This window comes from Rhizobiaceae bacterium (assembly GCA_023953845.1).
Classification (GTDB): domain Bacteria; phylum Pseudomonadota; class Alphaproteobacteria; order Rhizobiales; family Rhizobiaceae; genus Arvimicrobium.
Genome location: JAMLJC010000001.1, coordinates 2053216 through 2077682, shown reverse-complemented (window position 1 = coordinate 2077682; position 24467 = coordinate 2053216). Strand labels below are relative to the sequence as shown.

Here is a 24467-nt window from a genome sequence, read left to right as displayed (position 1 = left end):
GAGGTCAACCGCGCGCGGAGAAGGCGGCATCCCATGCGGCGGTGGCGGCTTTCGCCCGCGCGCCAACCTCCTCCACCGACAGGCCCGGCGAAAAGAGGCTGGAACCGAGGCCGAAGGTGCGCACGCCGATCCCGCCGTAATCGGCGAAATCCTTGTCCGAAACGCCGCCCACCGCTCCGACGACTGCGTCCTTCGGCAGCACGGCCATCATCGCCGCAATGCCTTTCGGGCCGAGCACCGACGCCGGAAAGAACTTCAGCGCCGATGCGCCGAGCTTCAGCGCCAGAAACGCCTCGGTCGGGGTGAAGACGCCGGGCATCGTCACCATGCCGAAGCGCCCCGCCGCCCGCATCACATCGGCGTCGATGTTGGGGCTGACCAGCAGCCTGCCGCCCGCAGCGTCGAGTTGTTCGACATCGGCCGCCGTCAGCACGGTGCCCGCGCCGACGAGCGCCGTCGCCGGCAAAGCGTGGGCGATCGCCTCGATGGAGCGGAAAGGCTCCGGCGAGTTGAGCGGCACCTCGATCGCCTCGATGCCGGCGTCGAAAATGGCTTGCGCCGTCGCCACCGCGCTCTTCGGCTCCAGCCCGCGCAGGATGGCGACCAGCCCGCGACCGAGACGGGGAAACGCTACGCTCATCGTCAAACCTCCGGCAGAAAGCCGTTCACGCGCGCCGCATGGACAAGCCCAGCACGCACGGCCTCGTCGGCATCGACCGCCCGGACGGAGAGACCGGCCTGCGCAAGCGCCCTCTCATAGGCCGTCTTCAACCCTCCGGACGCGACAAGCACGACCGGCGCGCCGTTTTCCAGATAACGCGCGCGCGCCGCCGCGATCTCGGCGCCGATCAGCAGACCGGAAAGCCTCGCCGCAGCGTCCCGGTGCCCAAGCCCTTCAAGCAGGCTCGCGGCGCGGATGCCGAAGATCAGCGACGTGACGCGGTCGGGTTCGGCCAGCCCGGTGGCCACACCCTCGCCGAAGGCAGGGCTGGCGGGATCGACATGGCCGGCTTCCGCACCGACGGAATGAACGAGGATGCTGTGCGCGGCGAAGACGCCGAACACTTCGCCCGTCATCCAGCTCGTGAAGCGCGTGACCGAGCCATCGGCGATCCCGGCCCATTTCGAGTGGGTGCCCGGCATGCAGAGAACGTGCCGGCCCTTGCCCAGCCCGCCGACGGCGCCGGCGATCTGGGTTTCCTCGCCGCGCATGACGTCCGGATTGCCGGCGAGGCGCTGCGCGAGGCCCGGCACGATGCGCACCTGCCGCGCGATGCCGGACACGGTGATGGCGCGCGCAAAAATGTCGTCCAGCGGAGAGGGCACATCGGCATAGGGCGCCTCCACCCAGCCCTGCCGGGCGCCGGCCATGCCGCAGACGATCGCCGGCAGGGCGTCTGGCGCGGCGAGTTCCGAAAGCATCCGCTCCAATACGGGCGCGAAGCCCGTTTCACGGGCGGTCTGCATGCCTTCGCCGCTGCGGCGCTCGGCCAGCACCGCGCCACCGCTGTCGAGAAGCCAGACGCGCAGGCTCGACGTGCCCCAGTCGACGGCCGCGACCGCCGGCGCGCCGGCCTGGCTCACATCACACCTGCGTCGACGATGATGGTCTGCGCCGTCAGCATGAGCGAGCAGTCGGAAGCAAGGAAGAGGCAGATGCCGACCATGTCGTCGGGCTCCATCTCGCGCTTGATGCACTGCCGGTTCGCGACGAAGCCCGACAGGCTGTCCTCGTTGGCCCACAATTTCCTCTGCCGCTCCGTCATGACCCAGCCCGGCGCGATGGCGTTGACGCGGATGTTGTGCGGCCCGAGATGGCCGGCCAGCCCCTTGGTCAGGCCGACGATGCCGGCCTTGGCGGCGGTGTAGGACGGCATGTCGGGATGGTTGATCATGTAGGAGGTCGAGGTGAAATTGATGATCGAGCCGCCGCCCGCCGCCTTCATGCCCGGCGCCACCGCCTGCGCGGTGAAAGCATGCGGCCGGATGTTGATGGCCTGGTTGTTCTCCCAGTAATCCAGCGTCATGTCGGCAAGCTGGTGGCGGTCGTCCCACGCGGCGTTGTTGATGAGCACCGTGACCGGGCCGTTCGTTTTGGCGGCCTTTTCCACCGACGCCTGCAGCGCGGGGATGTCGCGGATGTCGGTTTCGAGGAAAAGCGGCCGCGAGCCCGTCTGTTTCTCCAGCGCGTCGCAAAGCGCAAGGCTCGGCTCCGTGGCGATGTCGATGAACGCGACGTTCGCGCCCTGCCGGACGAAGCCGCTCGTCAGCGCGGCTCCGATGCCGGAGCCTCCCCCGGTAATCAGGACGGATCGACCCTTGAGGTCCGGAAATTGCGCCGACGGCATCATGATACGCTTGTTCTCCCGCTTGCGCCGCAAGGTCTATCCCGAGGCGGCGGCGGAAGACAAGCGGGTCGGAAAGGCCAGCGCCTATTTCGCCTGGGCGCGCGCCACGGAACGCGCGGCGTCGCGCAGGTGCCTGAGCGTCGCCTCGGCGTCGACGGGCCTGCCGAACAGGAACCCCTGACCGCTGCGGCAGCCGAACGACTGCAGCCGCTCGACCTGCTCTTCCCGTTCGATGCCTTCGGCGACGACGTCCATGCCCAGACCTTCGCACATGGCGAGAATCGCCTTGATGATGTGCTCGGACGGACGATCGTCGAGCAGGGACGAGACGAAGGCGCGATCGATCTTGATCTTGTCGAAACGCATGTCGCGCAACCGTCCGAGCGACGACTGGCCGGTGCCGAAATCATCGAGCGATATCTTGATGCCGCAGACGCGCAGATCGTTGAGGATCTTCTCGGCCGAGACCGGATCGGTCATCAGGCCGGTTTCCGTGATCTCCACCTCGAGCCGCCGGGGATCGAAGCCGGACCTGTCGAGGATCGACAGTATGTGCAGGCCGGTGTTCTGGTCGACAAGCTGGGACGGCGACAGGTTGAAGGACAGGAAAAGGCCCGCCGGCCAGTTCCGCGCCGCTTCCGTCGCCTTGCGCAGCACGAGCTGGGAGAGCGGGCCGATGATGCCGCGCTCTTCCGCGATCGGAATGAACACGGAAGGGGAAACCGCGCCGAGATCCGGGTCCGTCCACCGCGCCAGCGTCTCGAAACCGATGGTCCTGCGGGTCTGAAGCTCGACGATCGGCTGGAAATAAGCCTCGACCTCGCCGGCGGCGACGGCGCGGCGCAATGCCTGTTCCATCCGCGTGGTATGCCTGGTCGCCGCCTCGATCTCGCTGGAATAGACGACGACGCGGCGGCGGCCCCCGCGCTTGGCGTGGTAGAGCGCCGTCTCCGCCTTGTCCATGAGAGCCGCGCAGCAATCCTCGCCCGACGAGAAGACCGCGCAGCCCGCAGATGCGGAAAGCCGCGCCATGCGCTCGCCGACATCATAGGGCGCCGAAAGGATCTCGATCAGCGTGTTCACCTTTTCGACCGCGGCCTCCTCGCTGAAGACCAGGGGACAGAGAAAGGCGAATTCGTCCGCGCCGATGCGGGCGACGGTGGAATGCGCGTCCATCGACGCGCGCAGGCGCATCGCGACCTGCACCAGAATGTCGTCGCCCGCCTTGCGGCCGAACAGATCGTTGATCGGCTTGAAGCCGTCGAGATCGATGATGCCGACGGTGAAAGGCGCGGGATCGTTGGCGCGTTCCGCGATCAGGCGTTCCACCTTGTCCTCGAAGCGGCGCGTATTGCCAAGCCCCGTCAGCGGATCGGTGAAAGCAAGATCGGCATAGTCCGAGACCCGCCGGAGAGGGTGTTGATTTCTGAGCGGCAAGCCCATTCGCGAAGTTCGTTTCAGGTTCGATTTCGTTGCGACACTTGCACAGAAACTCTTTCCGAAAAGTATCGGAAACCGGATCTTTCAATCGCCGCGGACGCGGTAGATCCGGATCGCCGCGCCGTCGGTCTCCGGCACCTTCTCCAGCCATGCGGGAATGCGGCCGGCGACAAGATCAGCCATCAGGCCGGACGGCGCCATGTTCTCGAAATTCCTGTTCTCGACGCTGCCCCTGCAGAAGACGACGTAGTCGACACGCGCCTTGCGGGCGAGAGCTTCCCCCTCGCCTGCTGGGGCGAACATCGTGTCGATCATCGCGAGATTGCCGGGTATGTTGCGGTGATATGGACCGGCCAGCGCGCGATGCCGCGTGTTGAGGAGGATCGGCGAGCCCAGATCCGACACCGCCAGGACAGTGCCGGGCGCCAGCGCGGCGAGAGCACCGAAATTGCCGACGGCCGCGCAGGGAACGTCGCTGCCTTCCATCTGCGCGACCTCGGCGACACGGGTGCTCATGGCATTGGCGGCGGCGCTCCAGACGATGTTGAAGGAGGCGAGCCATGCCGCGACCAGCGCCAGCGAGCGCATGGCGCCGCCAGCCGCGGCGCGCTCGCGCAGCATGCCGATGCCGATGGCGAGCGCCGTGGTGGCGAGCGGAACCGCGAAGGACGAGCCGCGCACCTGCCAGCAGCTGACGAGGAAGGCGGCCAGCAGGAAGCCGCCATAGACCAGCCGGCCGCGCGTTGCGCCCTCGCGCAGCATGACGACGGCGAGAACGACAAGCGCCAGCGCGGGCGTCAGGTAATAGGCCAGCAGCTTGGTCCAGTCGACCGCCGCGAGTTTCACCACCGATTGCGCCTCGGCGACATAGTTCAGCCAGATCTCCTTGAGACGCGGATCGACAGAGGCATAGGGATCGGCGAGGCATTGCGGGAAGCCCAGCCGCAGCGCGGCAAGCGACGCCAGGCCGAGAACGACAAGCGCGGCGGCGCGACGGATCGGCGTGGCGTTGGTGAGCGGCATCAGCGCGATCGCCGCGATACCCGCGCCGCCGATAGCGGCCAGCGCCAGCTGCACGTTGGAAAGCGCATCGCAGGCCGCGACGCCCCATTGGCCCGGTCCTACCGTCAGCAGAAAAGCGCCCAGCGTGGTCGCCGCGAAGCTTGCGCCGAACAGAGCCGTTATGCGCGCCTCCCGCGCACCGCCGACGAGGAAGCAGACGGCCACGCTCGCGCCCGCCATCGCGACATAGGGCGCGGCCTCCATGGCGATGGCCAGCATGACGGCGGTGGCAACACCGGCCCATGCGCCGAGCGCCAGCCTGCGTGGCGCATGCACCAGCATGGCAACCACGGCGATCGTCAGGGCGATCTGCGCGTTGTGATGATCGATCGACCCCGGCCGGTAGATGCCGACGAAATACAGCGCGCCAGCGGCGAGGGCGACAGCCGGGAAGACGACGGACTCGTTGCCCAGCCCGCGCGCAAGCTGAGTCAGGCCGAAGAGCGCCGCCGTCATCAACAGGAAAGGCCAGACGATCAGCGCGATCGCCTCGGCGAGCGGCGCGCTTGCGCCAAGCGCGGAGGCAAGCAGGATCATCGCGGCGATGGGCGCGTCGATCAGGCGCGACCAGTGCATGAGGAATCCACCGTCGAGCCCCATCCGGTATTGGTGCAAGTCGTACCAGCCCTGCCCCGCCAGCAGATCGCGTATCTCGACCAGGCGCAGCATGCTGTCATTGTCGCCGGCTGGGTCGGCGAGCGTCGGAAAGCCGGCGAGCGCGTAGGTCGCGTAGACGAAGAGGCAGATCGCGAAGGACAGGCCGAGGTCGCGCAGCCATACGGGCTGGCGGGACATGGGCGCGGCTTGCGGCATAGCGGTGGCGACGGTCATCGGGTCGGGCGAAGGTCCATGGCGCGGGTGTGCGACACACTAGCGCCGGCGTTTCAAGAAACCGTAAAGCGCCGAAACCGCACGGCATTAAACCTGACCTTAACGGCTCATGGAGATAGTGGCCTCTCGGCGGCCGGTCCGCCAAATGCGGGAGCCATCCATGTCGATCGACATTTCCGACAAGTACGACGTCGCGGTGCTTGTGCCCTGCTACAATGAGGAGCAGACGATCGGCGACGTGGTGAAGCGCTTCCGCGAGACGCTTCCGCATGCGTTGATCTACGTTTTCGACAACAATTCCAGCGACATGACGGCGTTGCGCGCGCGTTCCGCCGGCGCCATCGTCATCCGGGAGCCGCGGCAGGGAAAGGGCAACGTCATCCGGCGCATGTTCGCCGACATCGACGCCGACATCTATCTGATGGCCGACGGCGACGGCACCTACGCGCCGGAAGACGCGCCGCAGCTCATCAACACGCTGGTCACCGAGCGTTGCGACATGGTCGTCGGAACCCGCCGCAACGTGACGGAGGACGCCGGACGCACCGGGCACGCCTTCGGCAACCGCATCTTCAACGGGCTCTACCAGTGCCTTTTCGGCCGCGATTTCACCGACATTTTTTCCGGCTACCGCGCCTTCACGCGGCGTTTCGTCAAGAGTTTCCCGGCCGTCTCCGGCGGCTTCGAGATCGAGACGGAAATGAGCGTGCATGCCTCGCAGCTCAAGCTGCCGGTGACGGAGATCACGCTGGACTACGGCAGGAGGCCCGAAGGCTCGTCGTCAAAGCTCTCCACATACCGCGACGGCGCGAAGATCCTCTGGATGTTCGCCATGCTGATGAAGGAGACGCAGCCCCTGCGCTTTTTCGGCGCGTTCGCGGCGATATTCGCGGTTGCCGGCGCTGTCCTGATGACCCCGGTTCTGATCGAATACATGGCGACCGGACTGGTGCCGCGGATGCCGACCTGGATGCTGTCGCTGGCTCTGATGCTGCTATCCATGCTGATGGGCGTCGCCGGGCTGATCCTCGATTCCGTGGCGCGCGGCCGCGCCGAGACCAAGCGCATCTTCTATCTGGGTGTCGCTGCCGCGAAGCCGAAAAACAGCGTCGCAGCGGAAACGCCGGCCCGTTCCAAGACCTCACGCGCCGCCTGATGCCGAGAATCGCCGGCTTCCTGGTGGTCGGCGCCATCGGCTTCGCCGTCGACGCCTGCGTGCTGGCGTTTCTCGTCGCCGTCACACCGCTCGGACCGTTCGCAGCGCGGCTGGTTTCGATCGCCATCGCGCTCGCCGCGACCTGGCTGCTGAACCGCACCTTCACCTTCGGCCCGAGCAGCCGCTCCGTCGCGGTAGAGGGAACCCGCTATGGCGGGGTGGGCATCGCGACATCGTTGGCGAACTATCTCGTCTATTCGGCCCTGCTGGTCGTGTTTCCAGCCATGCCGCCGCTTTTCGCACTCGTCGTCGCCTCGGTCGCGGCGATGACCCTTTCCTTCATCGGCTACTCGCGGCTGGTGTTCGACAGGTAGGGCCGGGCGCGGATACCCACCTATCGGTCGACGTTGGTCCACGCCTTGACTTGAGCCCCGGCGTCACCCCATGTCACGCTCGCTGCGCAGCATGGCAGAGCGGGAGACATCATGCCCTTGAAGATCGCCGTCCAGATGGACCATGTGTCGACCGTCAACATCGCCGGCGACACGAGTTTCGCCCTGTCGCTGGAAGCGCAGCGGCGCGGCCATCATCTGTTCCACTACACGCCCGACCGGCTGACGCTGCGCGACGGCAAGGTGTTCGCGCGCATCGAGCAGATGACGGTGCGCGACGAGAAGGGCAACCACTTTTCGCTCGGCGAACCCGTGCGGACCGATCTGTCGGAGATGGACGTGATCCTGCTCAGGCAGGACCCGCCCTTCGACATGAACTACATCACCACGACGCACATTCTGGAACGCATCCACCCGAAGACGCTGGTGGTCAACGATCCGGCCTGGGTGCGCAACAGCCCCGAGAAAATCTTCGTGACGGAATTCCCGGACCTGATGCCGGAAACGCTGATCACCAAGGACCCCGCCGAGGTCGCGGCTTTCCGCAGGGAATTCGGCGACGTCATCATCAAGCCGCTCTACGGCAATGGCGGCGCGGGCGTGTTCCATCTCGGCGACGCCGACCGCAACCTCTCCTCGCTGCTCGAAATGTTCGGGCAGATGTTCCGGGAGCCCTTCATCGTGCAACGCTACCTGAAGGACGTGCGCAAGGGCGACAAGCGCATCATCCTGATCGACGGCGAAGTGGCCGGCGCCATCAACCGCGTGCCGGCGGATTTCGAATCGCGCTCGAACATGCATGTCGGCGGGCGCGCCGAGAAGACCGAACTGACCGAGCGTGAGCGCGAGATTTGCGCGCGCATCGGACCGTCGCTCAAGGAACGCGGCTTCATCCTCGTCGGCATCGACGTGATCGGCGATTACATGACCGAGATCAACGTCACCTCGCCGACCGGCGTGCGCGAGGTGAAGCGTTTTGGCGGGGCCGACATCGCGGCGCTGTTCTGGGACGCGGTGGAGGCGAAAAGGGCCTAGCGAGAGCCGCCTACGCCTCGACCAGCTTCACGCCCGCGTCGCGCATCCGGCCGAGCATCGTCGCCAGCGATCCGCCGAGATCGATGGCGCGGCAGGCATCGAGACGGACGGTCACGTCGAACCCTTCCGCCCGCGCGTCGAGCGCCGAAAACGCCACGCAATAGTCGGTCGCAAGGCCTGCCAGCGTCAGGCTGCCGATGCCGCGCTCGCGCAGATAGCCGGCAAGGCCGGTGGTCGTGGCGTGATCGTTCTCGCGGAAGGCCGAATAGCTGTCGATCGCGCTGCGGAACCCTTTGCGGATGACGATCTGCCCTTTGGTCCACACAAGGTCCTTGTGGAACAGCGCGCCGGCCGTGTCCTGCACGCAATGGTCCGGCCACAGCGTCTGCGGACCATAGGCCATCTCGATCGTCTCGAAGGGGCTTTTGCCCGGATGCGTAGAGGCGAAGCTCGAATGCCCGGCCGGATGCCAGTCCTGCGTCAGCACGACGTTGTCGAAAGCCTCGATCAGCCGGTTGACGAGCAGCACGATCTCGTCGCCGCCAGCCACCGCCAATGCCCCGCCTGGGCAAAAATCGTTCTGCACATCGATGACGATCAGCGCTTCGGACATGGCGGGGTCTCCGGTCGGACGGGGGGTTGTTGATCTAAGTCGTCCAGCCGGGAGGACGCGTCAAGCCCATGCCCTCAATCGTTTACAGAACCCCTCTCCGTCACGCTGCGCGTGACACCTCTCCCCCAGAGGGGGCGAGGAACCCAGGCTGGAGAAGCGCCGGCGCGGCAGCAAAACGCAACCTCAGTTCCTCGCCCCTCTGGGGAAAGTTGGCCCGAAGGGCCGGAGAGGGGAAAGCATCGGCATCAACGCCTTTGACAAGCAAACGGCACCTGATATCATTTGCATGCGAATGAATTTTCGTTCGCTCTCTCGGTTGACGGACAGGCCGCTTGGTCCACTACGCAAGACCGGTTTCCCTCGATGAAGCCCTCGCGCTGGCGGGCGCGGAGCGCTGGAAGATTCTGGCGGGCGGCACGGACTTCTATCCGGCGCAAGGCACCCGGCCAGTCACCGAAAACATTCTCGACATCAATGGCTTGGCGGAATTGCGTGGCATAAGCGACACCGCAGCGCATATCGTCATCGGCGCGCGCACTACATGGACGGACATCATCCGCGCAGAATTGCCGCCGGCCTTCGGCGCGCTGCAGCAGGCGGGACGCGAGGTCGGTTCGGTCCAGATCCAGAACACCGGCACCATGGCCGGCAATCTCTGCAACGCCTCGCCTGCAGCGGACGGCGTGCCGGCGCTGCTGGTGCTGGACGCCGAGGTCGAACTGCGCTCCGCGACCACGACGCGATACCTGTCGCTCGGCGAGTTCATCCTCGGCAACCGCCGGACTTTGCTGCGGTCGGACGAGCTGGTCACGGCGGTACGCGTGCCGAAGACGTCGGTTGCAGGCTCGTCCAGCTTCTACAAGCTCGGCGCGCGGCGCTATCTCGTCATCTCCATCGCCATGGCGGCGGTTCGGCTCACGCTGGACGAGGAAGGGCGAATCGACACGGCAGCCGTCGCGGTCGGCGCATGCTCGGCCGTGGCGCAGCGCCTGCCCGATCTGGAGCGCGCGCTGGTCGGGGTGCGTGGCGACGATGTGGAAGCGCATGTCGCGCCGGAACATTTCGACGTTCTGTCGCCCATCGACGATGTGCGCGGCAGCGCCGGATATCGGCGCGCGGCGGCACGGGAAATCGTGCTGCGGGCGATCCGTGCAACGTTGCAGGGGCATGGCAAAACATCCTTCGCCGTCCAGCAGGAGGCCGTCGCATGACGCTGCCGCTGGAAAAGATCGCCCTCACCCTCAACGGCCAGAAGACCGCTGCGCGGGTCTCGCCCGTCCAGCGCCTGTCGTCGATGCTGCGCGACGAGCTGATGCTGCGCGGCACCAAGGTCGGCTGCGATGCTGGCGATTGCGGGGCCTGCACCGTGCTGCTCGACGGCGAGCCGGTCTGCGCGTGCCTCGTGCCGGCCGTGCAGGCGAAGGGTCGCGAGGTCCGCACCGTCGAGGGGTTGGCCAACGGCAAGCTGACCGCGCTGCAAGCTTCCTTTCTCGAACATGGCGCGGCGCAATGCGGCATCTGCACGCCGGGCTTTCTGGTCGCCGCCACCGCGCTGCTCGAACGCAACCGGCGCCCGAGCGAGGCGCAAGTGCGGGACGCGCTGGGCGGCGTGCTGTGCCGCTGCACCGGCTACCGCAAGATCATCGACGCGGTGATGGCGGCCGCGTACGGAAAACTCTCCAATTCAGCCGCCGCAATGCCTCCCGCCGGGCAGGCGATCGGCGCGGCCGTGCGCCGTCTGGACGGCGTGCCGAAGATCGACGGCCGCGAGAGCTTTGGCGCGGACGGTTTTCCCGCCGACGCGCTCGCCGTGCTGGTCGTACGGTCGCCCCACCACCGCGCGCGCTTCGAGATCGGCGACGCCGCCGCCTTCGTCCGCGCGCATCCGGGCTTGGTCGCCGTCTACACGGCGGCAGACATTCCCGGCCGCAACCTGTTCGGCACCCTGCCGGCCTTCGCCGACCAGCCCGCGCTGGCCGAGCACGAAACACGCTTTCGCGGCGAGGCCGTGGCGGTCATCGCCGGCGAGCGCCGCGCCGTCGCCGATCTCGACATGAGCGCTTTCCCCGTCGTCTGGACCGAGTTGCGGCATGCGCTGAAGCCGTGCGAGGCGCGGGCGGAGGGCACCGCCCTGCTGCACGAAAGCCGCGCCGGCAATTTGCTGACGCAAGGGCTGGTCGAGCGCGGCGAGCCGGAAGCCGCGCTTGCCGCCTCCGCCCATGTCGCGACCGGCGAGATCGAGACCTCCTATGTCGAGCACGCCTATATCGAGCCGGAAGCCGGCTGGGCCGAGATGGACGGCGATACGCTGGTAATCCGCGCCTGCACGCAGGCGCCGTTCATGGACCGCGACGACCTCGCGCCGGTGCTCGGCCTGCCGCCGGAAAAGATCCGCATCGTACCGACCGCGACCGGCGGCGGCTTCGGCTCGAAACTCGACCTTTCCGTGCAGCCCTATATCGGGCTGGTGGCGATGAAAACCGGCAGGCCGGCGGCGCTCGCCTACACGCGGCCGGAATCGATGATGTCGACGACCAAGCGCCATCCCGCCGAGATGCGCGCAAGCATCGGCTGCGACGCCGAGGGCCGCGTCACCGGCATGGTGTTCGACGGCACCTTCAACACCGGCGCCTATTCGAGTTTCGGGCCGACCGTCGCCAACCGCGTGCCGGTCCACGCCTCCGGGCCCTATGCCGTTCCGCATTATCGCGCCGTCGCGCGCGCCATCCATACCAACGGGCCGAATTCCGGCGCCTTCCGCGGCTTCGGCGTGCCGCAGGCGACCATCATGCAGGAAACGCTCTATGACGAACTGGCCGGAAGGCTCGGCATGGACCGTCTGGCTTTCCGGCTGAAGAACGCGCTGCGCGACGGCGACAGCACGGTGACGGGCCAGAAGCCCGGCGGCATCGGCATTACCGCCTGTCTGGAAGCGCTGGAACCGCACTGGAGCCGGGCGCTGGCCGATGCAGCGGCGAATGCCAGGACAAGCGACAGTAAGCGTGGTGTCGGCGTTGCGTCCTGCTGGTATGGCTGCGGCAACACCTCGCTGCCCAATCCCTCGACCATCAAGATGGGAATCTCGCGCGACGGCAAGGTTATGCTGCATCAGGGCGCGGTGGATATCGGCCAGGGCTCCAACACGGTCATCGCGCAGATCGCGGCCGACGCGCTCGGCCTGCCGCTGGAAAAATTCGAGCTGGTGAGCGCCGACACGTCCATCACTCCGGATGCCGGCAAGACCTCGGCCTCGCGCCAGACCTATGTCACCGGCAAGGCGGCGGAGAAATCGGCGAAGGCGCTGCGGGAGACGATCCTGCGCGCCGCCAACGTTTCCGCCGCCGCCGCGCTCGAACTCGACGGCGGCCGGCTGAGGGTGCGCGAGGACGCGGCAAGCCGCGTGCTCGATCTCGTCGCCATGCCGCCGGACGCCAACGGCTACGCCTTCTCGGCCGAGGAAACCTACGACCCGCCGACCTCGCCGCTCGATGCGAAGGGCCAGGGCAGGCCCTATGCCGTCTACGGCTACGGCGCGCAGATCGTCGAACTGGAGGTGGATCTGAAGCTCGGCACGGTGACGCTGATAAAGATCACCGCCGCGCACGATGTCGGCCGCGTCATCAATCCGCTGCTGGTGGAAGGCCAGATCGAGGGCGGCATCGCACAGGGCATCGGCCTTGCGCTGATGGAGGAATACATTCCCGGCCGTACCGAGAATCTGCACGACTATCTGATTCCGACCATCGGCGACGTGCCGCCGGTCGAGAGCATTCTGGTCGAGGTCGCCGACCCGGAGGGGCCGGCGGGCGCGAAGGGGCTCGGCGAGCATGTGCTGATCCCCACCGCGCCGGCGATCCTCAACGCCATCCGTCACGCCACCGGCGTTCTGGTGCGCAAGGTGCCGGCGACGCCCGACCGGGTGCTTACGGCGATCGGGGAAGGTGGTGCGCGTTGAACGACCTCGCGGAGCGCTTCGACACGCATGATCCGGGCGCGAAAATCGTGGCGGAAAAGCTCCGCTGCGATGCCTGCCCGGTCATGTGCTACATCGCCGAGGGTCGAACGGGCGCCTGCGACCGCTACGGCAACATTGGCGGGCGCATCGTGCGCATGGAGCCGCTGCGCATCCTCGACCATGTCGCGGAGACGGATGGCGCGGTGGTGCCGTTCGAGCCGGAAGCGCCGTGGGACGGGTCGCTGGTCAACAAAAAACCCTTCGTCAGCGCCATCGGCGCTGGCACGACCTATCCCGACTACAAGCCGGCGCCCTTCATCGTCAGCCAGGAGGTGGAAGGCGTCGATCTCGTCACGGTGGTGACGGAGGGCATCTTCTCCTATTGCGGCGTGAAGATAAAGATCGACACCGACCGGCATCTCGGCGACGAGGCGGCCACGGTGCGGGCCGGAGGCGAGGCGGTCGGCCATGTGACCACGGGCGAATACGGATCGCAGATGCTGTCGCTCGGCGGCGTGCATCATCTCACCGGCGGGTCGAAGGCCGAGGGCCGCGTCACCTGCGACACGCTGCTCGACCTCTGCAACAGGAAGCCAGTGGAGCTCACCATCGATGGCGGCGCGAGCGTCGTGGTCGAAGCGGGCAAGGCTCCGATCATCGACGGCAAGCTGGAAAGCCGCATGCGCGTTGGCTGCGGCTCGGCGACGATCGGCATGTTCGCCTCGCAATGGCGCGGGCTGGTGGACGATGTGGTGGTGGTTGACGACCACATCACCGGCGTCGTCTCCGAGCATCAGGCCGGAAAGGTGCTCGGCTGGGAGAATACGGGCATCAAGATCGTCGGCCGACGCTCCACGCCCGGCCGGTATTTCAAGGTCGCCGATCCGGGCCTTGGCTGGGGCGGCACGAACATCGACGATCCGCTCAGGATTCTCGGCGACTGGAATGCGAAGAAGGGCGCGCGCCCCGGCCTGACGCTGCTCATGGTGTCCACGACGGGCGACCAGTTCGCCTATTACGAGCTGGACGAGGCGCTGAAGCCGGTCGAAAAGCCTTTTCCGGAACGGCTGAGGCGCTCCGTGCAACTCATCGAGGAGAATTGCGAGCCGGCGCTCTGCACCGTTCTTTTCGTCGGCGGCGCGGGCGGCAGCCTTCGCGCCGGCGTGGTCGACAATCCGGTCAACCTCACCCGCTCGGTGCAGGGCCTCAGGACCTATGTGACCGTGGGCGGTGCGCCGGTCTATGTCTGGCCGGGCGGCGGCATCACGCTGATGGTGGACGTGACGCGCGTGCCCGACAACGCCTTCGGCTACGTGCCGACGCCCGCGCTCGTCGCGCCGATCGAGTTCACGCTGCGCCGCGACGATTATGAGCGGCTCGGCGGGCATGTCTCCGCGATCCGCACGGTGGAGGACGTGCTGACTCGTGGCGGCGAATATTTCAACGACCGCCAGCTCGCGGTGCCGCCGCGCGGCAACCAGTGGCCGCCGCTGGCGCAATTCCGGCGCGAAGGGCAACTTCGATGAGCGGTCCGCAGATCTCATGGCTGCCGGATGGCCGCCGGCTGCACATGAATCACGGACCGATCGACCTGATCGTGGAAGCCTTCGGCGACGCAGCCGAAGTGCGTGCGGCCTATGGTCAGGCGGCGGCGCGCTTTGAAACGATTCTGGCGGAACTGGTCGCGGAACTGCCGATGCTGCGAAGCGCGGCCGGCACGACGCCGCGCGGGTTCCGATCGCGTGTTGCACAGCGCATGGATGATGCGGCGGCGCATCTGGTGGCCGACGCCCATGGCTACGGCAAGAGCCTGTTCCTGACCCCGATGGCTGCGGTCGCGGGCGCCGTCGCCGACGAGATGCTGGCCGTCATGGTGTCGGGGCGCGGGCTCGAAAAGGCTTACGTGAACGATGGCGGCGACATCGCCATCCATCTCTCGCCAGGCGCCGACATGAAGGCGGCGATCGCCGGCACGGCGCATGGGCTGGAGGACCGGCTGACTGTGCGCTTCGCCGACCCCGTGCGCGGCATGGCGACCAGCGGCTGGCGCGGCCGCAGCTTTTCGCTGGGCATTGCGGATGCCGTGACGGTTCTGGCGCGCACGGCGGCTGAAGCCGACGCGGCCGCGACGGTGATCGCCAACGCCGTCGATCTGCCGAACCATCCGGCAATCGCGCGCCGGCCCGCCTGCGAACTTGCGCCCGACAGCGATCTCGGCGAGCGGCTGGTGACGACCGCCGTCGGCCATCTGTCGCGCGAGGAACGCGCCGCGGCGCTGGACGCGGGTCTGGCGACCGCCGATGAATTGCGGCGCTCCGGACTGATCGACGCGGCGGCGCTTTTTCTCGGTGACGATGCTCGGTTGTCCGGAATGCCGGCGGAATCGCTCGTCTCTCCCGCCGACATGCGGAGCGTCGCCGCATGAACACCGCCGATCCGCTCCTCAAAATGCTCGACGCCGAACCCGATCCGGCCGATGCCCCGCCCGGCTATCGCTTGCAGGAGCAGGTCGGCTTCCTGCTGCGCAAGGCCCATCAGCGGCATGTCGCGATCTTCGCCGCCCAGATCGGCGACCTGACGCCGCCGCAATTCGCCGCGCTGGCGAAGCTCGGGGAGGTCGGCGAGACGTCGCAGAACCAGCTCGGCGCGCTGGTCGCCATGGACGCCGCCACCATCAAGGGCGTCGTCGACCGGCTGAAAGGGCGTGGGCTGGTCGAAGTGGCCCGCGACAAAGGCGACAGGAGGCGCGTCATGGTGACGCTGACCCCCGGGGGACAGGCAGCGCTGGCCGCCCTGCTGCGGGCTGCCCGGCAGGTCACGGCCGAGACGCTGGCGCCGCTCTCGCGGCGCGAGGCCGAACAACTGGTAAAGCTGCTCGGCCGGATTTCCTGAGGCAAATCAGTCTGATGCGGGCGCAGTGGCATGGCGGCGGCCGTACGGAAGCGTGAGAAAGCGCGCCCAAGCGGATTTTGCGCCGCTCGCCTTCGACGCGCAAATCGCCACTCACGCCGACGCGCAGAACAGAATGGCTTTTCCCGGCAGCCGATTGACTGCAAATTCGTTTGTATACTAATCAAAGTGACCCTAGAAACGCCCTCGTTTCGGTGAATATTCACACCGTCCGCTGTCTCAGATTTCCGGGAATTCGCCATGCCATCCGCCGAAGCGCTGACAGTCGAGCGGCCCGCCGCCTTCCCGGTCCCGGCCGGCGTGCATGCCGAGCAGGTCGTCTCGGTGAAGCATTATACGGACCGCCTGTTCTCCTTCCGCATCACGCGGCCGCAATCGTTCCGTTTCCGCTCGGGCGAGTTCGTGATGATCGGCCTGCCGAATGCCGAGAAGCCGGTGTTCCGCGCCTATTCGGTGGCCAGCCCGTCATGGGACGAGGAGATCGAATTCTTCTCGATCAAGGTGCCGGACGGCCCGCTGACGTCCGAGCTTCAGAAGATCGCGCCGGGCGACACGGTGCTGATGCGCCAGAAGGCGACCGGCACGCTGGTGCTCGACGCGCTGAAGCCCGGCAAGCGGCTGTTCATGATCTCGACCGGCACCGGCATCGCGCCCTTCGCCAGCCTGATCCGCGATCCCGAGACCTACGACAAGTTCGACCAGATCGTGCTGACTCACACCTGCCGCAACCATGCCGAACTGACCTATGGCGTCGAGCTCTACGAGCAGGCGATCAACGATCCGCTGATCGGCGAGCTTACCGCAGGGCGGCTGACGCTCTATTCCTCGACGACCCGCGAATCGACGCCGCGGATGGGACGCATCACGCATCTCATCGAAAACGGCAAGCTCTACGCCGATCTCGGCATCGAGCCGCTCGATCCGACGCAGGATCGCGTCATGATCTGCGGCTCCATGGGGATGCTGAAGGACGTAAAGAGCCTGATCGAAGGTCTCGGCTTCGAGGAAGGCTCGAACAGCAAGCCGGGCGATTTTGTGGTCGAACGCGCCTTCGTGGGCTGATCCCTCGCCGCTGCCGACAGTGACATTCGCGTGACTGGACAGTTTGCTGCATTCCGCTAACTTTTGCAGCGTTGCCAACTACAAATGCCGTTTATTCGCGGAGAGGATCACGCAATGCTCGAGGGACTATCCAGATACCAGCCGCAGGCGCTCGCCATCCTGCGCATCGTGACGGCGCTGCTGTTCATCGAGCATGGCACGCAGAAACTGTTCGGCTTCCCGGCATCGGGAGGAGATGGCGGCGGCGGATTGCCGACCCTGATGCTGATCGCCGGCATACTGGAAGTGTTCGGCGGGCTGCTGATCCTGCTCGGCCTGCTGACGCGTCCCGTGGCTTTCATCCTGTCCGGCTTCATGGCCGTCGCCTATTTCATGGCGCACGCGCCGCAGAACTTCTTCCCCGTCAACAATGGCGGCGACGCGGCCATCCTGTTCTGCTTTGTCTTCCTCTATCTGTTCTTCGCCGGCCCCGGCGCGTGGAGCGTGGACGCATCGCGGGAAAGCCGCTGAGCGAAGCGGTCGGCGTTTCCGACGCTTGAACCACCCCTGTTTGGCGCGTAGAACTAGGGCCAGGATCTGCTGATTTGGCTGGAATGGCGTTCGAGATGGCGAGAGATGCAAGGAAAAGCCTGAGGAGCGGGGTTGTTCCCCCGGTCGAAGGCTTTGACGCGGCAGATCGACGCCATGTCGATCGTCCTTCGGATCGGGCGGATTTGCGCGGGCTCGCTTGTCGCAACGCCTTGAAAGGCTTCAGCCTTCCTGCGGCCTTGCTTCGCGCATCCGCGCAAATCCGCTCCGACCATTCCAGTCAAATCAACAGGTCCTGACCCTAGCCCTTTCCGGCGGCGTCCTTGTCTCGGCGCCGGCCCGGTCGGAGGATGACGCTTATGAACAGGGAAACAGGGCGCGCCGTGGCGGCGGCCGAACCGGCATCCCCGGTGGTGACGCCCCTGCCGTCACGCGTGGCGGCGAACGCGGCGGAGCCCGCGCACGGCATCGCCCGCAATCCCGGCATGCCGCTCGATCTCGGCTTCCTGGAATCGATGCGCAGCGTCAACCGCTCCGCGCTGGAACGTCGTGTCGGCACGCTGACCAAGCGGCGCTCGATCAAGAACGACAATCAGGCCGCATGGCTGCTGCGCGCCATCGCGCTGATGGACCTGACGACGCTCAACTCCAACGACACGGACGAGCGCGTGCGCCGGCTCTGCGCCAAGGCGATCAACCCGCTCCGCCCCGACATTGTCGCGGCGCTGGGCATCGAGGGCGCCGGCATCCGACCGGCGGCGGTCTGCGTCTACCATCCCTTCGTGGCGACGGCCGTCGAGGCGCTGAAGGGCTCCGGCATCCATGTCGCGGCCGTCTCAACCGCCTTTCCGCACGGTCTCGCGCCGCTGAAGACGCGGCTTGAGGAGATCGAAGCCTCGATCGCCGACGGTGCGGATGAGATCGACGTCGTCATCCAGCGCGGGCTGGTCTACGGCGCGCGCTGGGAAGAACTCTATGACGAGATCCGCCAGATGCGCGCGGCCTGCGGCGAGGCGCATCTCAAGGTCATCCTCGGCACGGGCGATCTCGTCACGCTGCGCAACGTGACGCTGGCCTCGATGGTGGCGATGATGGCGGGCGCCGACTTCATCAAGACCTCGACCGGCAAGGAGAGCGTCAACGCCACGCTGCCGGTCGGCCTCGCCATGGTGCGGGCCATCCGCGCCTATTTCGAGGAAACCGGCTACATGATCGGCTTCAAGCCCGCCGGCGGCATCTCCACCGCCAAGTCCGCGCTCGACTGGCTGGTGCTGATGAAGGAAGAACTCGGCCGTCCGTGGCTGGAGCCGGAGTTGTTCCGCTTCGGTGCGTCGAGCCTGCTGACCGACATCGAACGGCAGCTCGAACATCACGTCACGGGCCACTACTCGGCCAACCACCGCCACGCGATGGCGTGAGTTGCTATAGGTCAGGTCGAATGACTGCTGACATGAATGCGTGGGGCAAAGTTGTCCGCGAAGCCGTTGCAGGTTTGGCGGATGAAGCAGTGCAGCGCCGTAGCTGGTTTGGGCTTGGGCCGGAGGTATCCAGCCCGGATGAGGCCTTCAATCAATTCTTTGGTGACGCCGCCATTGAGGAGTTTCTGAAGCTCCCGGAGAACGGATTAAACCAGCAGCAGCACGATGCCTGTGCAGCCCTAGTGGAAATGATGGAAACCCTTTCCAAATATACGCCTCAATCCATAAGCTCAGACACGCTCATTGATGATCCGAGATGGGTCGCGATCCGTGCGCAGGCGGCACAAGTTTCTCGATTGCTCTCGCTGGAACAACGTCCATGAACATCCTCGAACGCTACAACGCCATGGACTACGGCCCGGCTCCGGAGGCGCGCAACGAGGCGGATCAGTGGATCGCCGGCAAGGACCTGTCCAAGGCGCTGTTCATCGGCGGGGCATGGTCCGCGGCGGTGGGCGGCAAGACCTTCGACGTGCTCGAACCCGCGACCGGCAAGCTGCTGGCAAAAGTCTCGGAGGCCGGTGAGGCCGATATCGACGCGGCCGTCGCGGCGGCGCGAAAGGCGCTGGCGAAGTGGAGCGCAGCTTCCGGCTACGAGCGCGCCAAGGTTATCTACGCCATCGCCCGGGCCATTCAGCGGCACCAGCGGCTTTTCGCCGTGCTGGAATCGATCGACAACGGCAAGCCTATCCGCGAGAGCCGCGACATCGACGTGCCGCTGGCGATCCGCCATTTCCTCCACCACGCCGGCTGGGCGCAGGCGCTGGAGCGCGAGTTTCCCGGCCACCGGCCGGTCGGCGTCGTCGGGCAGGTCATACCGTGGAATTTCCCGCTGCTGATGCTCGCCTGGAAGATCGCGCCGGCGCTGGCGGCGGGCTGCACGGTCGTGCTGAAGCCGGCCGAATACACGCCGCTGACCGCCATCCTCTTCGCCGAAATCTGTGAGCGGGCCGGCGTGCCGAAGGGCGTCGTCAACATCGTGCCGGGCGGGCCGGCGGCGGGCGCGGCCATCGTCAACCATCCGGGCGTCGACAAGATCGCCTTCACCGGCTCCTCGGAGGTCGGCAGGATCATCCGCAAGGCGACGACCGGCTCGGGCAAGAAGCTGTCGCTCGAACTCGGCGGCAAGTCGGCCTTCATGGTGTTCGAGGATGCCGATCTCGATTCCGCCGTGGAGGGGCTGGTGGACGGCATCTGGTTCAACCAGGGCCAGGTCTGCTGCGCCGGCTCTCGGCTGCTCGTGCAGGAGGGCATAGCGGAGGCCTTCATCGCCAAGGTGAAGACGCGCATGGGCCGGCTGCGCGTCGGCTCGCCGCTCGACAAGAACACCGACATCGGCCCGCTGGTGGACCGCACGCAGCTCGATCGCGTGTCCGGTCTCGTCGCCGAAGGCGCGAAACAGGGCGCGGCCTGCTGGCAGCCTGATTTCGCATTGCCGTCGTCCGGCTATTTCTACCGCCCGACGCTGGCGACCGGCGTCTCGCCGGCCAACATCCTCGCGCAGGAGGAGGTGTTCGGCCCGGTGCTGGCGTCTATGACGTTTCGCAACACCGAGGAGGCGATCGAGCTCGCCAACAACACGCGCTACGGGCTGGCTGCCTCGGTGTGGAGCGAGAACATCAACCTCGCGCTGCATGTCGCACCGCAGCTCAAGGCCGGCGTGGTGTGGATCAACGGCACCAACATGTTCGACGCGGCCTGCGGCTTCGGCGGCTACCGCGAGAGCGGCTTCGGCCGCGAGGGCGGCAAGGAGGGCATGTACGAATATCTCTTGTCGAAGCTGCCCTATGGCGCGGCGATCAGGCCGTCCGCGCCGGCAAAGGCTGCGGAGACGGCTGAGCAGCCGGGCATCGACCGCACGGCAAAGCTCTATATCAACGGCAAGCAGGTGCGGCCGGACGGCGCCTATTCCATGCCGGCCCTGAACGGCAAGGGCAAGTTCGTCGGCGAGGTCGGCCTCGGCAACCGCAAGGACATACGCGACGCAGTCGCCGCCGCGCGCGCCTGCAAGGCATGGGGCGAGGCGACTGCCTACAACCGCTCGCAGGTGCTCTACTTCCTGGCGGAAAACCTCTCGATCCGCGCCGACGAGTTCGCGGCGCGGTTGTCGGCGCTGACGGGCGCTTCCGCAAAGGCCGTGCGCGCAGAGGTCGACCTCTCGATAGAACGCCTCTTCGACTTTGCCGGCATGGCCGACAAGTTCGAAGGCCGCGCCCACCAGCCGCCGGCGCGGGCGGTGACGCTGGCGCTCAACGAGCCGGCCGGCGTCATCGGCATGGTGATGCAGGACGAGCAGCCGCTGCTCGGTTTCGTATCTATGGTGGCGCCGGCGCTCGCCATGGGCAACACGGTGGTCGCGGTGCCGTCGGAGCGCTGGCCGCTGATCGCGACCGACCTCTATCAGGTGATCGAATATTCCGATCTGCCGGCCGGCGCGATCAACATCGTCACCGGCCGCAGCGCCGAACTCGCCGCCGTTCTGGCAAAACATGACGATGTCGACGGACTCTGGCTGGTCGCGGACGCCGAGACGTGCAAGAAGGCCGAGGCGGAGTCGATCGGCAATCTCAAGCGCATGTGGACCAGCAATGGCCGCGCCATCGATTGGACTTCGCCCGCGGCGGGCGGGGAAACATTCCTGCGGCGCGCGATCGAGGTCAAGAACGTCTGGGTGCCATACGGCGATTAGGGAGACTTACATTGAAACTGGTTCGTTACGGCAAGGCGGGCAAGGAGAAGCCCGGCCTGATTGATGCGCAGGGCAAGATCCGTGATTTGTCCGCACATGTTACCGATATCAGCGGCGCGGCGCTCGACCCCAAGGTCCTGAAGAAGCTCGCCAAGCTCGATCCTGAATCGCTGCCGAAGGTTTCCGGCAATCCGCGCATCGGCCCCTGTGTCGCCGGCACCGGCAAGTTCATCTGCATCGGCCTCAACTATTCCGACCACGCCGCCGAGACCAATATGCAGGTGCCATCCGAGCCGATCATCTTCATGAAGGCGTCGTCCGCCATCGTCGGCCCGGACGACGATGTGCTCATCCCCCGCGGCTCCAAGAAGACCGACTGGGAGGTCGAGCTTGCCATCATCATCGGCAAGAAGGCGAAATACGTGTCCGAAGACGAGGCGCTCGACTACGTGGCCGGCTATGCGGTGACCAACGACGTCTCGGAGCGCGCCTTCCAGGCCGAGCGCCAGGGCCAGTGGACCAAGGGCAAGAGCTGCGACACCTTCGGGCCGATCGGCCCCTGGCTGGTGACGAAGGACGAGGTCAAGGACCCGCAGGACCTGAAGATGTGGTGCACCGTCAACGGCAAGACGATGCAGGACGGCTCGACCAGCACCATGGTCTACGGCGTCAAGCATCTGGTCTCCTACCTGTCGCAGTTCATGAGCCTGCTTCCCGGCGACGTCATCTCGACCGGAACCCCGCCCGGTGTCGGCATGGGCATGAAGCCGCCGCTGTTCCTGAAGGACGGCGACGTGGTCGAACTCGGCATCGAAGGGCTCGGCACGCAGAAGCAGACCTTCAGGCAGGATGCCTGATCACCAGACGGGAAACGGGGGCGCCTCACGGCGCCCTTTCTCCACATGACCTACCTCCTCGGCATAGATGGCGGCGGAACGACCTGCCGGGCGGCGCTGGCCACGGCGGACGGCATCGTCATCGCCCGCGCGAAAAGCGGTTCGGCGAACATCCACACCAATTTCGCCGGCGCGCGCGAGAACATCATCGATGCGGCACGGCAGGCTTTTGCCGAAGCCGGCATCGATCTCGCCCGCATGAGCGAGGCGCGCGCGGTGCTCGGCCTCGCCGGTGCCAATGTCGGCACGCATGGCCGGCAGCTGGAAGCGACGTTGCCCTTTGCCCGAAGCCGGGTCGAGACCGATGCCATGATCGCGCTGGAAGGCGCGGTCGGCGGCGGCGACGGCGCCATCGCCATTCTGGGCACCGGCACCGCCTATCTCGGCCGCCGCGACGGGGTGGCCCGGCCCATCGGCGGCTGGGGTTTCCTGATCGGCGACCATGGCAGCGGCGCGCAGCTCGGCCGCGAGCTGATGGAGCGCACCCTGCTCGCCTATGACGGCGTCGGCCCGGCTTCGCCGCTCACCGACGGGATCCTCGCTGTCTTCCAGGGCGACCCGGGCAACGTCGTCGGCTTCGCGGCAACGGCGAAGCCCGGCGATTTCGGCGGTTTCGCGCCAAAAGTGTTCGAACACGCGGCAAAGGGCGACGCGGTCGCGGAAGCGATCCTCGCGCGAGGGCAGGCGATCATCGAGGCCTCGCTGACACGCTTTGCGCTCGGCCCGGACGAACCGCTGTCGCTGCTCGGCGGCCTTGCGCCGCTCTACGAGCCACGCCTCTCGGAACCGCTGCGCAGGCTGGTACGGCCGCCGCTGCAGGACGCGCTGGGCGGCGCGGTGTCGATGGCGCGCCGGCTTTTCGGAACGGTATCCGCATGAGCACGAACGGGACAGACCGCCGCGCCTTCGTCGGCGCACGCATTTTCGACGGCGAGATCTGGCATGACGATGCCGCGCTGGTCACGCGGGATGCGAAGGTCGAGGGCATCGTCGCGGCCAACGCGATCCCACCGGACGCCGAGGCGACAAAACTCGATGGCGGCATTCTCGCGCCCGGCTTCGTCGATCTGCAGGTCAATGGCGGCGGCGGCGTCATGCTCAACGACCGGCAGGATGTCGAGGCGATCCGCACCATCTGCGCCGCCCATGCGCCCTTCGGCACCACGGCCCTGCTGGTCACGCTGATCACCGACACGCCGGAAATCACGGCGCGGGCGGTGGATGCCTGCGCCGCCGCGCTGGAGGCCGGCGTTCCCGGCCTGCTCGGCCTGCACCTCGAAGGCCCGCATCTTTCCGTCGCGCGCAAGGGCGCGCATGACCCGAAGCTGATACGGCCGATGACGGCGGAGGACCAGGCGTTCCTGATCGCGTCGCGCGCGCGGGTTCCGGTGCTTCTCTCGACGGTGGCGCGGGAATCGGTCGAGCCCGCGCAGGCAAGGGCGCTCGCCGATGCCGGCGTCACCGTGAGCATCGGCCACACCGATACGACCTATGCGGGTGCCGCCGAACTGGCGGATGCCGGCGCTTCCATGGCCACGCATCTCTTCAACGCGATGAGCCAGATCACCAATCGCGAACCCGGCGTCGCGGGCGCCGTGCTTGACATCGGCACGCTCGACGCCGGCCTGATCGCCGATGGCATCCATGTCGATCCGGTCTCGATCGGCATTGCGCTCCGCGCCAAGAACGGTCCCGGAAGGATTTTCCTCGTCACCGATGCCATGGCGACGATCGGCACGGACATGGCGTCCTTCACGCTCAACGGCCGCACCATCTTCCGCAAGGACGGCAGTCTGCGCCTTGGAGACGGCACGCTGGCGGGCGCCGACCTCGACATGATCTCGGCCGTGCGTTTCATGCATGAGAAGATCGGCCTGCCGATCGAGGAAGCGTTGCGCATGGCGACGCTTTATCCGGCCCGCGCCGTGCGCGCGGAAAACCGCGTCGGAAGGCTAGGCGCCGGAACCGACGCCAGCCTCGTCCATCTTTCGGATGCGCTGGCCGTTCAGGGCGTCTGGATCAGGGGCGACAAGGTGTTCGGCTGAACTCAAACGGCCGCGCAATGGCGGCCG

The 24467-nt window shown here is 66.8% G+C and carries 22 protein-coding genes; 16 read left to right on the top strand and 6 right to left on the bottom strand.

What is annotated here, in order from left to right; all coding sequences use genetic code 11:
• Positions 1-4 precede the first annotated feature (4 nt).
• The 5 genes from M9955_10155 to M9955_10135 all read right to left on the bottom strand — a co-directional run bounded on the left by M9955_10155 (position 5) and on the right by M9955_10135 (position 5681).
• Complete coding sequence (locus M9955_10155) at positions 5-646, bottom strand: 2-dehydro-3-deoxy-6-phosphogalactonate aldolase (protein MCO5082003.1); 642 nt, start codon at positions 644-646, stop codon at positions 5-7.
• Positions 643-1584 carry a 2-dehydro-3-deoxygalactonokinase gene (locus tag M9955_10150; GenBank protein MCO5082002.1) on the bottom strand — a complete coding sequence of 314 codons (942 nt, stop codon included), beginning with the start codon at positions 1582-1584 and terminating at the stop codon, positions 643-645. The genes M9955_10155 and M9955_10150 overlap by 4 nt, the downstream gene beginning before the upstream one ends.
• On the bottom strand, positions 1581-2351 hold the full coding sequence (locus M9955_10145) for an SDR family oxidoreductase (GenBank protein MCO5082001.1): 771 nt from the start codon (positions 2349-2351) through the stop codon (positions 1581-1583). The genes M9955_10150 and M9955_10145 overlap by 4 nt, the downstream gene beginning before the upstream one ends.
• 81 nt (positions 2352-2432) lie before the next feature.
• A complete protein-coding gene (locus M9955_10140; protein MCO5082000.1) occupies positions 2433-3791 on the bottom strand; it encodes an EAL domain-containing protein in 1359 nt (452 codons plus the stop codon).
• An 81-nt stretch (positions 3792-3872) separates the two neighbouring features.
• Entirely contained in the window at positions 3873-5681 is a 1809-nt protein-coding gene (locus tag M9955_10135; GenBank protein MCO5081999.1) for a GtrA family protein, read from the bottom strand.
• A gap of 160 nt (positions 5682-5841) precedes the next feature.
• Between M9955_10135 and M9955_10130 the strand changes: the two genes are divergently transcribed.
• The 3 genes from M9955_10130 (at position 5842) to gshB (ending at position 8264) form a co-directional block, all read left to right on the top strand.
• Positions 5842-6837 (top strand): glycosyltransferase, encoded by a 996-nt coding sequence (locus M9955_10130; protein MCO5081998.1) that lies wholly within the window; start codon positions 5842-5844, stop codon positions 6835-6837.
• The gene (locus M9955_10125) at positions 6837-7211 is read left to right on the top strand and encodes a GtrA family protein (GenBank protein ID MCO5081997.1); all 375 of its coding nucleotides are present in this window, start codon (positions 6837-6839) and stop codon (positions 7209-7211) included. The genes M9955_10130 and M9955_10125 overlap by 1 nt, the downstream gene beginning before the upstream one ends.
• Before the next feature lie 111 nt (positions 7212-7322).
• The gene (gene gshB, locus M9955_10120; protein ID MCO5081996.1) at positions 7323-8264 is read left to right on the top strand and encodes a glutathione synthase; all 942 of its coding nucleotides are present in this window, start codon (positions 7323-7325) and stop codon (positions 8262-8264) included.
• Positions 8265-8274: 10 nt separating this feature from the next.
• Here the strand turns inward: gshB and pncA are convergent, their stop codons facing one another.
• Complete coding sequence (pncA, locus tag M9955_10115) at positions 8275-8877, bottom strand: bifunctional nicotinamidase/pyrazinamidase (protein ID MCO5081995.1); 603 nt, start codon at positions 8875-8877, stop codon at positions 8275-8277.
• A gap of 332 nt (positions 8878-9209) precedes the next feature.
• Between pncA and M9955_10110 the strand changes: the two genes are divergently transcribed.
• From M9955_10110 to nagA, 13 genes are all read left to right on the top strand, one after another.
• On the top strand, positions 9210-10088 hold the full coding sequence (locus M9955_10110) for a xanthine dehydrogenase family protein subunit M (protein MCO5081994.1): 879 nt from the start codon (positions 9210-9212) through the stop codon (positions 10086-10088).
• The gene (locus M9955_10105; protein ID MCO5081993.1) at positions 10085-12832 is read left to right on the top strand and encodes a molybdopterin-dependent oxidoreductase; all 2748 of its coding nucleotides are present in this window, start codon (positions 10085-10087) and stop codon (positions 12830-12832) included. Before M9955_10110 ends, M9955_10105 begins: the two co-directional genes overlap by 4 nt.
• Complete coding sequence (locus M9955_10100) at positions 12829-14358, top strand: 6-hydroxynicotinate reductase (protein MCO5081992.1); 1530 nt, start codon at positions 12829-12831, stop codon at positions 14356-14358. The genes M9955_10105 and M9955_10100 overlap by 4 nt, the downstream gene beginning before the upstream one ends.
• Positions 14355-15257 carry a UPF0280 family protein gene (locus tag M9955_10095; GenBank protein ID MCO5081991.1) on the top strand — a complete coding sequence of 301 codons (903 nt, stop codon included), beginning with the start codon at positions 14355-14357 and terminating at the stop codon, positions 15255-15257. The genes M9955_10100 and M9955_10095 overlap by 4 nt, the downstream gene beginning before the upstream one ends.
• A complete protein-coding gene (locus tag M9955_10090) occupies positions 15254-15724 on the top strand; it encodes a MarR family winged helix-turn-helix transcriptional regulator (protein MCO5081990.1) in 471 nt (156 codons plus the stop codon). The genes M9955_10095 and M9955_10090 overlap by 4 nt, the downstream gene beginning before the upstream one ends.
• A 258-nt stretch (positions 15725-15982) precedes the next feature.
• Positions 15983-16804, top strand: a complete 822-nt coding sequence (locus tag M9955_10085; GenBank protein MCO5081989.1) for a ferredoxin--NADP reductase — start codon at positions 15983-15985, stop codon at positions 16802-16804.
• Positions 16805-16918: 114 nt separating this feature from the next.
• Entirely contained in the window at positions 16919-17314 is a 396-nt protein-coding gene (locus tag M9955_10080) for a DoxX family protein (GenBank protein ID MCO5081988.1), read from the top strand.
• A gap of 377 nt (positions 17315-17691) precedes the next feature.
• Entirely contained in the window at positions 17692-18750 is a 1059-nt protein-coding gene (deoC, locus tag M9955_10075) for a deoxyribose-phosphate aldolase (GenBank protein ID MCO5081987.1), read from the top strand.
• Between the two features lie 20 nt (positions 18751-18770).
• Positions 18771-19133, top strand: coding sequence for a hypothetical protein (locus M9955_10070; protein MCO5081986.1), 363 nt, complete (start codon positions 18771-18773; stop codon positions 19131-19133).
• On the top strand, positions 19130-21499 hold the full coding sequence (locus tag M9955_10065; protein MCO5081985.1) for an aldehyde dehydrogenase family protein: 2370 nt from the start codon (positions 19130-19132) through the stop codon (positions 21497-21499). Before M9955_10070 ends, M9955_10065 begins: the two co-directional genes overlap by 4 nt.
• 11 nt (positions 21500-21510) lie before the next feature.
• Positions 21511-22356 carry a fumarylacetoacetate hydrolase family protein gene (locus M9955_10060; protein ID MCO5081984.1) on the top strand — a complete coding sequence of 282 codons (846 nt, stop codon included), beginning with the start codon at positions 21511-21513 and terminating at the stop codon, positions 22354-22356.
• A 45-nt stretch (positions 22357-22401) separates the two neighbouring features.
• The gene (locus tag M9955_10055) at positions 22402-23274 is read left to right on the top strand and encodes an N-acetylglucosamine kinase (protein ID MCO5081983.1); all 873 of its coding nucleotides are present in this window, start codon (positions 22402-22404) and stop codon (positions 23272-23274) included.
• Positions 23271-24440: an N-acetylglucosamine-6-phosphate deacetylase gene (nagA, locus tag M9955_10050; GenBank protein MCO5081982.1), complete on the top strand. Its 1170-nt coding sequence runs from the start codon at positions 23271-23273 to the stop codon at positions 24438-24440. Before M9955_10055 ends, nagA begins: the two co-directional genes overlap by 4 nt.
• The last annotated feature ends 27 nt before the right edge of the window (positions 24441-24467 follow it).